Origin of the sequence: Arthrobacter sp. ov118 (genome assembly GCF_900116495.1) — a bacterium.
Lineage (GTDB): Bacteria > Actinomycetota > Actinomycetes > Actinomycetales > Micrococcaceae > Arthrobacter.
The window spans coordinates 39,689-54,273 of record NZ_FPAY01000003.1 but is presented as its reverse complement, the minus strand read 5'-3'; the positions used below and the strand labels follow the sequence as shown (position 1 = coordinate 54,273).

At 67.1% G+C, this 14,585-nt stretch carries 10 protein-coding genes and 1 tRNA gene; 4 read left to right on the top strand and 7 right to left on the bottom strand.

Going from position 1 to position 14,585, the window contains the following annotated elements:
• The first annotated feature begins 83 nt into the window (after window positions 1-83).
• Window positions 84-2,123, top strand: coding sequence for an FAD/NAD(P)-binding protein (locus BM372_RS07775; protein ID WP_090954525.1), 2,040 nt, complete (start codon window positions 84-86; stop codon window positions 2,121-2,123).
• 550 nt (window positions 2,124-2,673) lie between these two features.
• Here BM372_RS07775 and BM372_RS07770 read toward each other — a convergent pair.
• From BM372_RS07770 to BM372_RS07755, 4 genes are all read right to left on the bottom strand, one after another.
• Window positions 2,674-7,233 carry an ExeM/NucH family extracellular endonuclease gene (locus BM372_RS07770; protein ID WP_090953879.1) on the bottom strand — a complete coding sequence of 1,520 codons (4,560 nt, stop codon included), beginning with the start codon at window positions 7,231-7,233 and terminating at the stop codon, window positions 2,674-2,676.
• A gap of 434 nt (window positions 7,234-7,667) precedes the next feature.
• Window positions 7,668-8,468: a VOC family protein gene (locus tag BM372_RS07765; protein WP_090953877.1), complete on the bottom strand. Its 801-nt coding sequence runs from the start codon at window positions 8,466-8,468 to the stop codon at window positions 7,668-7,670.
• A 172-nt stretch (window positions 8,469-8,640) separates the two neighbouring features.
• Window positions 8,641-9,054, bottom strand: a complete 414-nt coding sequence (locus BM372_RS07760) for an SRPBCC family protein (protein WP_090953875.1) — start codon at window positions 9,052-9,054, stop codon at window positions 8,641-8,643.
• Window positions 9,051-9,365 carry an ArsR/SmtB family transcription factor gene (locus BM372_RS07755; protein WP_218160856.1) on the bottom strand — a complete coding sequence of 105 codons (315 nt, stop codon included), beginning with the start codon at window positions 9,363-9,365 and terminating at the stop codon, window positions 9,051-9,053. The genes BM372_RS07760 and BM372_RS07755 overlap by 4 nt, the downstream gene beginning before the upstream one ends.
• An 85-nt stretch (window positions 9,366-9,450) precedes the next feature.
• Between BM372_RS07755 and BM372_RS07750 the strand changes: the two genes are divergently transcribed.
• Entirely contained in the window at window positions 9,451-10,914 is a 1,464-nt protein-coding gene (locus tag BM372_RS07750; protein ID WP_090953871.1) for a protein adenylyltransferase SelO, read from the top strand.
• 37 nt (window positions 10,915-10,951) lie between these two features.
• Here BM372_RS07750 and BM372_RS07745 read toward each other — a convergent pair whose 3' ends face one another.
• From BM372_RS07745 to BM372_RS07735, 3 genes are all read right to left on the bottom strand, one after another.
• Window positions 10,952-12,151 carry an NAD(P)/FAD-dependent oxidoreductase gene (locus BM372_RS07745; protein ID WP_090953869.1) on the bottom strand — a complete coding sequence of 400 codons (1,200 nt, stop codon included), beginning with the start codon at window positions 12,149-12,151 and terminating at the stop codon, window positions 10,952-10,954.
• Between the two features lie 4 nt (window positions 12,152-12,155).
• Entirely contained in the window at window positions 12,156-12,362 is a 207-nt protein-coding gene (locus tag BM372_RS07740; protein WP_090953867.1) for a hypervirulence associated TUDOR domain-containing protein, read from the bottom strand.
• A gap of 181 nt (window positions 12,363-12,543) precedes the next feature.
• A tRNA-Ser gene (locus BM372_RS07735) sits at window positions 12,544-12,631 on the bottom strand.
• 155 nt (window positions 12,632-12,786) lie between these two features.
• Here BM372_RS07735 and BM372_RS07730 point away from each other — a divergent pair.
• Both BM372_RS07730 and BM372_RS07725 read left to right on the top strand, forming a co-directional pair.
• A complete protein-coding gene (locus tag BM372_RS07730; protein WP_090953865.1) occupies window positions 12,787-13,770 on the top strand; it encodes an NAD(P)H-quinone oxidoreductase in 984 nt (327 codons plus the stop codon).
• Window positions 13,771-13,946: 176 nt separating this feature from the next.
• Window positions 13,947-14,483, top strand: coding sequence for a PadR family transcriptional regulator (locus BM372_RS07725; protein ID WP_090953863.1), 537 nt, complete (start codon window positions 13,947-13,949; stop codon window positions 14,481-14,483).
• Window positions 14,484-14,585: the final 102 nt, after the last annotated feature.

The window sequence follows — 14,585 nt, the reverse complement described above, 5'->3', positions numbered from 1 at the left end:
TTTTCCATCCAAGGACATCGGTGCGGCAGTGGCAAGTCCGGCGGCGGTCAATCCGCGGCCGGGTTGCCGATACGCTGGATGCCGTGGTTACATCGCGAAGCATCCGCACGGCAGTAATAGGCGCCGGTCCCCGGGGCACGAGCGTGCTGGAGCGGCTTCTGGCCAACCGGGCGGCCGCCGGTCCGGCCGGAACCCTGCACATTGACGTGGTTGACCCTTACCCGGCGGGCCCCGGGCATGTCTGGCAGCCGGGACAGTCGCGGCTGTATCTGATGAACACACAGTCCTTCTACCCCACGATCGTCCCTGAGGATCCGGAGCTGGCCCCGCCGCTGGCCGGGGACACGTTTGACCGGTGGCGCGAACTCCAGCAACGCCAGCCGCATCCTTCCCTGACTGACGAGGAACGCGCCGAAATCTCCGGCCTCGGGCAGACGGACTTTCCCAGCCGGGCGCTGTATGGCCGGTACCTGCGGTGCACCCTGGAGGAGCTGCTGACCCGGCTGCCGGACGGCGTCACCGTGAGCTTCCACGCGGCGACGGCGACGTCCGTCCGCCACGCGCCCGCGGCGCCGGGTGATCCGGCAGACGCAGCCCCGGCCCGGTTCGACGTCGTCCTCGACGACGGCACGGCGCTCACCGTCGACTCCGTGGTGCTGGCCTTGGGCCATCTCGACGCGCGGTTGAACGCCGAGCAGAGGGAGTTGCTGTCAGCAGCGGAGGAACTGGGTCTGCTGTACGTGCCGCCGGCGGCGCCCGCCGACGTCGACTGGTCCCAGGTGCCGGCCGGCCGACCGGTCCTGGTGCGCGGCATGGGCCTGAACTTCTTCGACGTCATGGGACAGCTGACCGAGGGGCGCGGCGGCCGGTTCGTGGCAGCGGAGGATGACGGGGAACTGGCTTACCTGCCTTCGGGCCGCGAACCGCTCATCATCGCCGCGTCGCGCCGCGGAACCCCCTACCGGGCCAAGGCGACGCTGACCGGTTACTACCCCGGCGCGGTCCAGCTGCGGTACTGCACCGAGGGCGTGGCCGCCAGGTTTGCCGAGACCGGCATCCGGCCGTCCTTCGACCATGACCTCTGGCCGCTGCTGCACCGGGACGCGCTCTGGGCCTACTACTCGACCCTCGCGCGCTCGCAGCCTGGTGCCATCCTGACCCGCCCGGCCGAGTTCCTGCGCGCCCTTGACGAGTCCCTGCGCCCGCGCGCGCATTCAACCGGTAATTGGGAGAACGCCACGGAATCCGTGGTGGCAGTCCATGTCCGGGCCGCCCATCGTCTGTACCTGCTCGGCCTCGCCGCGCCCCTGGCCGGACGCTCGTTCGGCTCCCGGGCTGAACTGGACGCCGCCGTCGTCGACTATCTGCTCGACGACGCACGGCGCTCGGCGCTCGGCGAGGATGACCCCGTGAAAATGGCGATCGGTGCCCTGCACCACGGCCGGGCCGTGCTTAAGACCGTCGTGGCCGACAGCGGCATCACGGACGAATCCTGGGTTGCGGGCCTTCGCGGCTGGTTCGAATCGTTCGTGGAAGGCCTCGCCAGCGGCCCGCCGGCCCTGCGCTCTGCCCAGCTCGCGGCGCTGGCCCGGGCGGGCGTGGTCCGCTTCGTGGGCCCGGATCCCAAGTTTGGCGTGGACCGCCGGGCCCGGAGGTTCACGGCGACGTCGCCCTGGGTGAACGGCGGGCCCGATGACGGCGCCGACATCGAGGACGACGTCGACGGCGGGCCGGACCCTTTGGCCAGTGCCGCGGCCGCGGGTGTGTGCGCGACGGCCATGATCGAGGCCTTGGCGCCGGCGAACCGGGTAGCCGTCAACTCCTCGCCCCTGCTGGAGCAGCTGCTGTCCGAGGGGCTCGTGCGGCCGCGCCACATGATGAGCGTGGAGGGAACCCCGGTCCAGACCTCCGGGCTCGACGTCGTCCCGCACCCCTACCGGCCGCTAGGGGCCAACGGGTCCGTGACGGAGGGACTCTACGTGCTCGGGCTCCAGCTTTCCGCCGCGCAATGGGGCACCGCTATCGCCGCGGAGGCCCGGCCGGCGTCGGGACCCGTCTACCGCAGCGGCCAGCGCACCCTCCGCGACGCCGACGAGATCGCCCGAGCCGTCCTGACCCGCTAGCTGCGCCTGTCCTGTCCGCCCGTGAAGGATGGACAAGTGAAGGATGGACAAGCGAAGTATGGACATGTCCCGCGTCTTCCCCAGCGGAGCCGCGAAAAATGGACATGCCCTCCCTGACCGCCCGCGAAGGATGGACATGCCCTCCCCGTGGGCTGAGCAGTGGACACTTGGCGCATATGTCCATTGCTGCGGCCCGGGGGAGGACATGTCCCCTGACTCTTGACGCGAAGAATGGGCATGTCCCGTGGCTGGCGCGAAGAATGGGCATGTCCTGTGATGCGTGACGCGAAGGACATGTGCCCGCGCGTGAAGCACCCGAAAATGGACATGTGCCCGCGCATGAAGCCCGCGAAGGATGGACATGTCCCCGCGCGTGAAGTCCGCGAAAAATGGACATGCCCTCCCCGTGGGCCGGGCAATGGACACTTGGCGCATATGTCCATTGCTGCGGCCCGGGGGAGGGCATGCTCACTGGTTGGGGCTGGGCATTCCCGGGCCCAGGAACCTCGGGCCCAGGAACCTCGGGCCCGGGAAAGCCCAGGCTACGGAATCAGCCCTTCAGACACTTCCGGTAGGCCGCCATGGCTTGCCCGTAGTTCGCTTGGCCCACGACGTCCGCGGGCCGGTGCGGCTTGACCGGCGGGGTGCATTTCGGCGGGACAGGCGTGCTGGCCGCGACCAACACATCCGCTTTCACCACGGTGCCGGATTCGACGGCGGTGAGCACCAGGGTGCCCGTGCCGGCGGCGGCGCCGGCGGGAACCAACACGCTCACGGTGGCGGCGCCGGCGGAAACCGGGACCGTGCCGAGAGCCGTGACGGTGCCGTTGGCGTCAGTGAACTCGGCGCGCAGCGAGGCATTCACCGGGCTGCCCAGCGAAGTGAGGTCCAGCTTCGAAACCGCCATGGTGATGGAGTCCCCGCCCTTGACCTCGGCTGCCGTTGAGTTCACCACCGACACGGAGCGGCGCGCGAAGTCGGGCGAGACAGGGTTGTGGGCCTGCAGGTACGTGATCCACGCGTCGCGGTCCACCAGCCCGGTGTCCTTGGTGTTGGCGCCCGCCGTGAAGATGCGGAAGTTGTCGCCGCCGGTGGCCAGGAAGCTGAACGTTCCGATCCGGTAGGACTTCGCCGGGTCAATGAGGGCACCGTTGACCCGGATCGAAGTGATCCGGTCACCGGCCGCGCGTGCGGCGTCGTAGGTGTAGTTGACGTTCTTGGACAGCCCCAGCTGCAAGTAGGCGCGGCTGGGAACCGTGCCGTCCGCGTTGGTCTGCCACTGCTGCTCCAAAAGCGTCTTGAACTGCGCCCCGGTCAGGGACGTCGTCCACAGGTTGTTTACGAACGGCAGCACCGCGTTGGCCTCGGCATAGGTGATGGTGCCGTCCGGCGCGTAGTAGAGCTCGTTGCGAAGCCCGCCCGGGTTGACGACGCCGATTTCCGCGGCACCGAGTTCCGGCGCCTTCAGCACGTCGACGAGGGAGTCCGCCACCAGGTTGCCCAGGGTGGACTCGCTGGAACGGTCATCGCGCACGGCCGGGGATCCGGCGAACGCCGTCGTGATGTCGGCGGTGACCTTGCCGACCGGCTGGTTGCCGACCACAGCGGCGTCGGCCAGGGCCTTGGCCACGATGGTCTTGACGGCGGCGACCCGCGGGTACTTCGCCACAAGATCGGCTTCCGGCTGGGCAGCGCTCGTGGTGCGCTGGACGTTGCCGGCCTTGTAGCCGGTCACCGCCATGGTCTTGGTGTCGATGGTCAGCTGGATCTGGCCGATGAACTCGCCGTAGTTGCCGGTCTGGACGATCGGGCGGGTCCTGCCGGTGGGCTGGCCGGCCGAATCCAGGACGGGGGCGTCCCAGGAGTACTGCTTGTGGGTGTGGCCGTTGAAGATGGCGGCAACATCCGGGCTGACCTTCTGGACCATCTTGGCGAAGGGGCCGCCGGCGGCGATCTCCTGCTCCAAAGTGGCGCCCTCGGGCGCGCCCGATCCGGCGCCGTCGTGGTTCTCCACGATGATGACGTCGGCGAGCTTGCCCGACTTGATCTTCTCCGCGACCCGGTTGATGGCGTCGACGGGATCGCCGAACTCAAGGTCCGCGATGCCGGCCGGCGTGACGAGCGAGGGGACCTCCTGGGTCACGGTGCCGATTACGGCGACCTTGACGCCGTTCATGTCCAGGACCGTGTACCCCGGCAGGACAGGGGTGGTGGTGCCCTTGGCGTAGACATTGGCGCCCAGGTACGGGAATTTCGCGTTGGCCCCGCCGGCGGTGACCCGGTCCCGCAGGTCCGCCCAGCCGCCGTCGAACTCGTGGTTGCCCACCGCGGAGGTCCGCAAGTCCAAGGCGTTCAGGACATCGATGGTCGGCTGGTCCTTGGCGATAGCCGAGGCGAACAGCGATGCGCCGATGTTGTCGCCGGCCGAGATGAACGCCGTGGCGCCCGGGGCGGCAGCGGCGCGGAGCTTCTCGATGGTTCCGGCGAAGAACACCGTGTTGGAATCGATGCGGCCGTGGAAGTCGTTGATGCCCAGGAAGTTCAGCTCAACGCTTGCCGGTGTGGCGGGAAGATCCAGCCCCACAATCACCGGATCGTGGTCGCTCGCCCGGAACTGGTCCGCAACGTAGTAGTCGGTGACGTTGTTGTTGTAGCGGCTGTACTCCAGCGCCACGGATTCCACCGAGTTGATGTTCCAGATGTCGGCGCCGGTGACCGCGGCGTTCGCTGCAGGGGAGGCGAGGATGTGGTCCAGCGAGCCCACCAGGCCGCCGAAGAGGTAGGAGTGCTTGGCGGAACCGTCTGCGTTCTTGGCCTTTTCGTCCTGGTTGACGTATCCGGCGCCGGTGAGGACGTTGATGGGGTCCTCCTTGGCGTAGGAGTTGAAGTCACCGATCAGGAAAACCTTGTCGGTGCCCTTGGACTTCTGCAGCTCGTCGGAGAACGCCAGCAACGACTTGGCCTGGGCGGTGCGGGCGAGGTTTGAAGCGCCCTGGCCCTTGTCGGTGTCCTCCGGCGTGGCAGCGGAGCCCTTGGACTTGAAGTGGTTGGCGATGGCGATGAACTTTTTGTCATCGGCGGCGCCTACCGGCTTGAAGACCTGGGCCATCGGCTTGCGGGCGCTGGCGAACGCCACGGTGTCGTTGTGGATGATCGATTCGCCGATCGGCTCCGCCGTGGCCTTCTTGAAAATGAACGCGGTGCGGATCATGTCCTCGTCGGCCAGTGGGGGCGCGTTCGCAGGCGTGCGGACGTAGTCCCAGATCCCGGGCGTCGCGATGTTGAGGGCCTCCACCAGCTTGGCGAGGGCGTCGTCGCGGTTCTTGCCGAATTGGGCCGAGTTTTCGACCTCCATCAGGGTGACGACGTCGGCGCCGGACTTGGAGATGGCGGCGACGATCTTCTCCTGCTGCCGCTTAAAGTTCTCCGCGTTCGCCGCGCCGCGGACGTCGCAGCCGCCCTTGACGGTGATGGGGTTGCCGTCACGGTCCGGGTAGAACGTGCAGCCGGCGACCTGGTCACCGGTGGTGGGGAAATAGTTGAGCACGTTGAACGAGGCGAGTTTCAGGTTCCCGCCCACCGCCGCCGGGGCATTCACGCGGGTGGCGCCGAAGCCTGCCGGCTGGACACTGTCAGCGTTCGCGGGGGTCAGTTGGGTCAGCGGCTGGAACTTCCAGGCGCTGTTGGCGTAGCTGAGCACCACGTTGGTCTTGAACGTTACCGGGGAACCGACGCGGACCGGGTCCGACGTCGTGAGGTACGGGAGCGGCTGGGCCTTGGTGGCCTCGTCCTTGAGGAAGTTGGTGGTGGCGCCGTCGTCGAGCTTAATGCCGCGGGCGGCATTGGCGGCGACGGTCGCGGTGTACTCCGCAGAGCCGAACGGCGCGACGGCGGTGGGCTGGACCAGCGGGGTGGTGCCGCCGGCGAGGCCGATCTCGCCGTACTGGTTCAGCGAGAAGTTATCTGCCACGGTGACCGGGCCCTGCGGGGTGAGCAGCATGCCTTCGAGGGATTCACGGAAGGCCTCGTCCGCCGGGAGCGCGAAGCCGGTGGCCTTGACCTCCGGGGCGGCCTCGGTGAGCTTCTTCAGATCCGCCGCCGCGGCCACGGTCAGCTGGGTCATGCCGAAGAATTCGCTGACGGCGCCGGTGGCCTCGACGTAGTCGCCGATCTCGACCGTGCCGACCGTGGACGGCGAGTAGACGAACACGGCGTCCGACGCCGTGTGGTTGGCCGGCGTGAGATCGCCGCCTGTGCCGGGGGTCTGAATGTAGTAGCCGGCGAAACCGCCGGTGGGGAAGGTCGCCGTGACCAAGCCGTGCGTGGTGACCGAAGCTCCCGCCAGTGGGCTGGCGGCGCCGGTGCCCTGGATTTCGGCGATGGTCTTGGTGGCCGGGGGCGTGCCGGGACCCGGATCGACGGGAGGACCAACCGGGCCGGGGGCCGCACCGTTGGCAGTCTTTGGCGTGATGGTTGCGTTTAGCGTGACGTCCGCGGAGTTGTTGTTCGTGTCCGCGCCGCTGCTGCGGTTCAGGCTCTTGACGTCGGTGTTGCCCGACGGCGCAGCGGCCGCCTGGGTCTCAAAGGTGTTGGAGGTGCCGTACCCGAGCAGGTCCGCGACGTTGGCCGGTTCGATGACCGAGCCGGTGGGCAGCGGGCTGATCGCGCCAGCCTGCTTGGCCAGCACGATCGTGCCGCCGCTTCCGCCCGGGTTGAACCCGGTGGCGGTGGCGTCGGCGGCCGGGAGGTCGGCGCCGGTTGTGCCGTTACTGCCGCCTTGGAGAAGGTAGTAGCCCTTGGCGGGGATGCTGCCGCTCAGGGCCGCAACCGAACTCGGCGTTCCCGTGCCGGTGGCGGAGCGGTATTGGAGGGACCAGCCCTCCAGCGAGACCGCCGTCTCGGAGCTGTTGTAGAGCTCGATGAACTTGTGCTTGAAGGCCGCGCCGGAGCTGCCGCCGCTGAGGTATGCCTCGTTGATGACCACCGGCGAGGCGCCGTTTGCTGCCGGGGAGACCTCCACGGCATTGGCGGGCACGGCCGCCAGCGGAGCCGCTATGAGCGCCGCCGACAACGCTGTGCCCAGCACTGTTTTCCAGGGTGTTAGTTTCATTCGCGCTAACTCTCATTAGGGTGCCCCGGGTAAAGGGCAGGGTGCAGTGTGTGTCCGCCGGGTGCAGCGGACGGTGGCCGGCCCGAGCTCCTGGTCAAGTCGTGCCGGGCCCATCCAAACAGGGGTGAATGAACAACGTATGGACTAAACGTGCATTCGGCGGGACGCCCCCCAGCGAGACGCGCCGCAGCCGTCCCGGAGCGGCTCGAGAGCCCCGGGCGTTGGTGACTGGTGATGCAAGTGAGTGGTGTCCGCGGGTGCCTCCACCGGACGCTCCACAGCAGAATACCGGCCAGTAGCCCTTGAGGAAGGGTCTGGCCGGTATTTCTTACAACAAATTTTGTAATTATGCGGGAGGGGGCGTCGACGGCTCCCGGGCTCCGCGTTCGGGACTACCCGTCCTGGCCTAAGCGTCTGGGTCTACCCGTCTGGGCCTAAGCGTCCGCGGCGGCCTGCCCCTGTCCGGTGTCGGCCACGATCTTGAACGTCGCGCCCGTGGGGTCGGTCAGCGTGGCGATCCGGCCGAAAGGTGTGTCATCCGGCCCGTCGATCACCTGCGCGCCGAGGGAGACGGCCTGGGAGATGGTGGCATCGGTGTCCTTGACGGCGAAATAGACCTGCCAGTGGGAAGGCACCTCGGCCGGCAGGTAGCCGGACGCGTCCATGATGCCCGCCTTGGCGGCCCGTCCGGCGCCGAGCGTGGTGTACCGGAACTCCGGGGTGTCGCTCATGACGTCGGTGTCCCAGCCGAACACGTCCTGATAGAACTTGACGGCGGCGGCGTAGTCCTTGGTGTGGAGTTCGTGCCAGGCGGGGGCGCCCTCCTCGGCCGCGAGCTCAAAGCCCTTCATCTCCGCGGGCTGCCACACGCCCACGGCAGCGCCGCTGGCATCGGCGATCATGGCCATGCTGCCCTGCTCCGGCACCACCATGGGACCCATGTACACCTGCCCGCCGTGCTCGGTGGCAGCCTGGGCCGTTGCGGCGGCGTCCTCCGAGCGCAGGTAGGTGCTCCACACATCCGGCATCGCCGCCATGTCTGCCTGCTTCTGCATGATGCCGGCGACGGACTTTCCGTTCTTCCAGGCAGTGATGTAGCCGCCGTATTTTTCTTCATCACCGGTCTGGAAGGTCCAGCCGAAGACTGTGCCGTAGAACGATTTGGCCTTTTCGGTATCCGAGGTCATGAGGTCGATCCAGCATGGTGCGCCGTTGGAGTATTCGGGGGTAGGCATGAGGGCTCCTGCTCTTTGTGGCGGCCTAGGCATTGCTGCCCGGCGGCCGGTCTCGGGGGATGCTTGTGACTCGGGGATGAAGACACAGAGAGACTATGGCGGGGGACCGACAGTTTCAATGGGGTTGGGCTGTCCGGCTCCGCGGGTCACCGGAAGTACCGGGGGCGGCGGGTCAGGGACGGTCCGCGCCAGCGAGGACCCCGTCAATCCGGGACAGGACGCCCGGCCAGCCATTGCCCATGCCGTGGAACGCCTGCTCACCCATGGGAGTGTCGAGGCGGAAGCCGGCGTGCTCGAGGTGCAGGACCGTTCCGTCCTCAACGGCCTCGAGCGTCCACGTGATGGTGGTGTCGAGGGACCCCTCGGCGAAGAGAAAGCTGATCGAGGTTCCGGGCTCTACGGTAAGAACTTTGCATTGCTGCTGGCCCCAGGAGCCCATGTCCATCGTGAAGCGGTGCCCGGGGGTGGGGGCAATGTCGCCCGGGGCCCACCAGCGGGCGAGCAGCTCGGGAGTGGTAAGCGCGGCCCAGACGGCGTCGGCGCGGTGGGGGAAGTGGCGCTTCAGGCGGATGGTGTTGTCGGTCATGGCAGGTTCTCCTCGTCCAAAAGGTCAGCGAGCGCGTCGAGGCGCTGGGTCCAGTAATGCTCGTAGTGCTTCAACCAGCCGCTGACCTCGGCGAGGCCCGCGGCTTGGAGATGGTAGATGCGGTACCGCCCTTGCCGTTCCTCGCGGACGAGCCCGGCCTCGCGGAGCACCGCAAGGTGCTCTGAGGCGGCGCTGCGGCTCTGTTTTAGCAGCCGCGTGAGGTCCCCGGCTGTTCTGGGTCCGCCACGCAGTTCATCGAGAATGGTGCGCCGGGCGGGGTTTGCGAGGGCGGCAAACAGGTCGGGAAGCACCCCACGATGATATGCCGGATTTTTCCGACCTATCAAGCGGTGTGAAACACCCCCCCGTCGAAGCGATCCCATCTATTCTTGATAGATGAGTGACACCGCCCGTTCCACCGTCACATTCGAGGGCCGCTTCGCCCGGGAGTTCGCGGAGATGGCCATTCCCTGGCGGGCGGAGGAGGCTCCCGACCCGCAGCTGCTGGTGCTCAACGAACCCCTCGCCGTCGACCTCGGCCTCGATCCGGAGTTCCTCCGAAGCCCGGAGGGCTTGCTCTTGCTCATCGGCAACGCCGTTCCCGCCGACGCCACTCCGGTGGCGCAGGCGTATGCCGGGCATCAGTTCGGCTGGTACGCCCCCCGTCTGGGCGACGGCCGCGCCCTGTTGCTCGGGGAGATTGCGCACTCGGACGGGCAGCTGCGCGATATCCACCTCAAGGGTTCAGGGCGCACCCCGTTCGCTCGCAATGGCGACGGCCTGGCAGTGGTCGGTCCGATGCTGCGCGAGTACATCGTGAGTGAGGGCATGCACGCCCTGGGCATCCCCAGCACGCGGTCCCTCGCTGTCGTGGCGACGGGGCGCCCGGTCCAGCGCGAGACCGTCCAGCCCGGAGCCGTCCTTACCCGGGTCGCCAGCAGCCACGTGCGCGTGGGCAGCTTCCAGTACGCCCGGGCCACCGGCGACGTCGGCTTGTTGCGCAGGCTTGCCGATTACGCGATCAGCCGTCACCACCCGGCGGCGGCGGAGGCGGGCAACCGCTATCTCGCCCTGCTTGAGGCCGTGATAGCCGCCCAGGCCTCGCTGGTGGCGCAGTGGATGCTGGTGGGCTTCGTCCACGGTGTCATGAACACCGACAACATGACCATCTCGGGCGAGACCATTGACTACGGCCCGTGTGCATTCATGGATGCCTTCGACCCCGCCGCCTCCTACAGCTCGATCGATGAGGGCGGGCGCTATGCCTACCGCAACCAGCCGCTGGTGGCGGAGTGGAACCTTGCCCGGCTCGCCGAAACTCTCCTGCCGCTCCTTCACGGTGACCAGGACAAGGCCGTGGAACTGGCCGTGGAAGCCCTCGGTGAGTTCCGTCCGCAGTACAGCGCCGCCTGGTTCGCGGGCATGAAGGCCAAGCTGGGGCTTCGTGAAGAGACCGACGACGACGTCGCCTCGCCTCTCGTCGACGAGCTTCTGGCTCTCCTCCAGGCCGGACGGGTCGACTACACATCGTTCCTCCGGAATCTGGCCAAGGCCGCCCGGGGCCAGCGGGAACCTGCTCGCGGCATGGTTCCCGATATGGCGGCGTTCGATGCGTGGGCGGAGCGGTGGCGCGCGTTGGACCCGGACGCGGACGCCATGGACGGGCTGAACCCCATCTACATTCCCCGCAACCATCTGGTGGAGGAGGCCCTCGCCGCCGCTACCGCTGGCGACCTGACTCCGCTGGGCAGGCTTCTGGAAGCGGTGTCCAATCCCTTCGAGGAGCGGCCCGGCCTGGAGCGCTACGCCGCGGCGGGCCCGGAAGACTTCGCCGCCTACCGGACGTTCTGCGGGACCTGAGCGGCGCCCCAGCTCGAAGGCGGCGGACCCTGCAGGCCTAAGCGCGGCCCTTAAGGATCAGGTTCCAGTAAACCCGGGGAAAAATATCGCGGTCCACGACCCACGACGCGCGGCTCTCTTTCCACGTTGGCAACTTTGGGACAGAAGGCATGGGCCGGTAGTGGTCATCGAACTCGGCGAAGACAACCGTAGAGCGGGACACCGTGAAGGGACACACTGAATACCCGTCGTACTTTTCCGTCAGGGGCCTTCCCTCCCGGGCCGCAACCAGGTTCTTGGCCAAGACCTTCGTCTGCTTTCGCAGCGCCCCGCCTGACTTGGAGTTGGTGGTCGCCGCGGCATCACCCAAAGACCAGATGTTCGCAAAACGGACGTGCCGGAGGGTCTGCGGATCTACTTCCACAAATCCTCCGGAGTCATCCGGGGCGGGCAACTCCGTGGCCTTGAGCCAGTCCGGGGCCGACTGCGGCGGGACGGCGTTGAGAACGTCGTAGTGCAGCTCCTCGGTGGACCCGGTTGCATTGTCCCGAATCAGGACGTTCTGTGCCGCGGCCTCCACCGAAACCAGTTCGCTTTCAAGACGTAGTTCAACGCCATACTCGGCAATCTTGCGCTTCAGCTCGTCGTCCACTGCCGGCACCCCGAATACGGTGGCGGAGGGCTGCACCATCACTACTCGAATGTCATGGAGCACCCCCTGCTCCCGCCAGTAGTCGCAGGCCAAGTACATCGGCTTCTGGGAGGCGCCGCCGCACTTGATGGGGCCGGAGGGCATGGTGAAAACGGCGGTCCCGGCCTTAAGGCCACGGAGCAACGTCCAGGCCTTGGCTGCGAGGCTGAATTCATAGTGGGACGCACCGGACGGGGACTGGACGGCCCCCGCCAGACCCGGGATCTTGTCCCAGTCCAGCTGCAGGCCGGGGCAGACCACCAAGTGCCCATATCCCAGGTGGCCTCCCGAGGCCATAGACACCGTGTTGCTCGCCGGGTCGATGCCCACCGCGCCGTCCCGGATCCACTCCACGCCAGGCGGCATGACGGAGCGCTGGGGCCGGACGGCTTCTGAGGGTTTCGCCCTCCCGCCAGCGATGTGGGAGAAGAGCGGCTGGTAGAAGTGTTGGTCCCCGGGCTCCATTACGGCCACATCCTTCACCCCGTAGCGGTGAAGGCGCGCTGCTAGGGAAACGCCGGCGTTACCCCCGCCGATAACAAGGACATCGTAATGCTGCCCGGCCATGGCGTTACTCCTTCACAGTCAGGGCAGAGGCTTTATGCGCAGCCCGCGCACCGGTTTTGGCGGATTCCACCACATACAACGGCTCGTCTTGGCTGGCGCGGTGGGTATGTCCGTCCAGCTCGAAGTCACTGACTTTTTTCTGCACGATCTTGCCGTGGGTGGTGCCCTGGGGCGTATTCCATTCCACGGGGGTTCCCTTGCTCAGCGACATCGGCGCTCCTCGGGTGTGGCGGTTCCAGCAGTACACGGGTGACCAGCAACCAGCGCCTCAATAGTAAGGGTGGTGAGCTCGATTGGGTATCGTCCCGGGCTGCGGACGCGAAAGAGGCCGGCTGGGCCAATCTTTCGATTGGCCCAGCCGGCCTCTGAACCGCGCAAACTCTGCGCTCTCGCGGAAGGTAAGAGATTCGAACTCTTGGTACGGGGTTACCGCACACTGGTTTTCAAGACCAGCTCCATCGGCCGCTCGGACAACCTTCCCTAACGAGTAGTCTTTCATAGGCGGTCGGCTGCCACAAAAAACACGCTGCGCTTGCGGATGCGTGCGGCTCCCCGCCATATTCTGGGGAGAGATGTTGAACGGACCTGGCGATTGCTGCGTGAGCGCGACGCCAGTTAGGAATCGGGAGTGCTCCATGAAGGCTGTCTATATCTCAGAGCCCGGCGGACCCGAGGTCCTGGAAGTCCGTGAGGTGCAGGCCCCGGTGGCCGGAACCGGCGAGGTGCTGATCGACGTCGTCGCCGCGGGCCTGAACCGTGCGGACGTCCAGCAGCGCAAGGGCTTCTATCCGCCGCCCCCCGGTGCCTCCGAGATCCCCGGGCTCGAGGTCTCTGGCCGGATTGCGGGCTTCGGCCCGGGCGTCACCAAAGCATTCTCCATAGGGGATAAGGTGGTGGCGCTGCTTGCCGGCGGCGGCTACGCCCAGCGCGTGGCGGTGCCGGCCGGGCAGGTTCTGAGGATCCCCGACGGCGTTGATTTGGTCACCGCGGCATCGTTGCCGGAGGTCGCGGCGACGGTATATTCCAACCTGATCATGACGGCGCAGCTGCAGCCGGGCGAAACTGTCCTCATCCACGGAGCCACGGGTGGCATCGGCACCATGGCCATCCAGCTGGCGAAAGCCTTCGGCGCACGCGTGGCGACGACGGCCGGGAATGCGGAGAAGGTGGGCACCGCCAAAGCATTCCTGGGCGCGGACATTGCGATCAACTACGCGGAGGAGGACTTCCCCGCGAGTCTGCGCTCGCAGAACGGCGGCAAGGGCGCGGATGTGATTCTCGACGTCGTCGGGGCAAAATACCTCGGGCGGAACATTGATGCCCTCGCCGACTACGGACGGCTCGTGGTGATCGGGCTGCAGGGCGGAGTCAAGGCCGAACTGGACCTCGGGCAGCTGCTGCGGAAACGGGGCGCCATCATTGCCACGGCGCTTCGGCCCCGCCCGGTCGAGGAAAAGACCGTGATCATGAACGCCGTCCGGGATGCCGTTTGGCCGATGCTGACCGACGGCAGAATACGGCCCCTCGTGGCCAAGACCTTCCCGCTGGACCAAGCCGCCGCCGCGCACACATACTTCGATTCAGGCGATCACGTCGGCAAAGTCCTGCTGCTCATGTAGCGACGGTCCCGCGGTGCCGACGAAGCCTTAAACCGCAGGTCAGCCCCGACGTATGCCGGCGGGGGAATGCTCAATTTGCGGGAGCGGTGCGCAGAACGATAACGTAATTCCATACGCGGTATACACGCGTCTTGGGGCGCGTGTATGCTGTGTGGTTTCTTGATCCCGGGAGCGCCATGTCTATCCGTCACAGTCTCCTAGCCCTCTTGCAGGACAGGCCCCGTTACGGCTACCAGCTCAGGACCGAATTTGAGGACCGCACCGGCTCGTCCTGGCCGCTGAACATCGGGCAGGTGTACACCACCCTTGACCGGCTGGAACGCGACGGGCTGGTGCAAAAAGACGGCGGCGACGGCGACGGGCACGTCATGTACAGCATCACACCGGCCGGCCGCTCTGATGTCCGGCGCTGGTTCACCGCTCCTGTCTCCCGCACCAGTCCGCCCCGGAATGAGCTGGCCATCAAGCTCGCGCTCGGCCTCACGATGCCCGGGACCGACGTCGGCGCCATCATCCAGGCACAGCGCGCGGTGTCCATCCGCGCCCTGCAGGAGTACACCAAGTCACGCCGTGAGACCGCGAGCCTCCAGCGCGCGGCCGACACCGCCAGACTCTTGGTGCTGGACTCCCTAATTTTCCAGACCGAAGCCGAAGTGCGCTGGCTGGATCTTTGCGAGGCCCGCCTGATGCAGCTCAGCAACCTCCCCGCGTAGCGGGGCCCTCCGCGGCCAGGGTGTCCCGCCTCACTGGTAGGGTGCCGGAGGGCAGTTCTGAATCCGTGAACTGCCCAGCTGGGATTCTCGAGGAGGAGACAA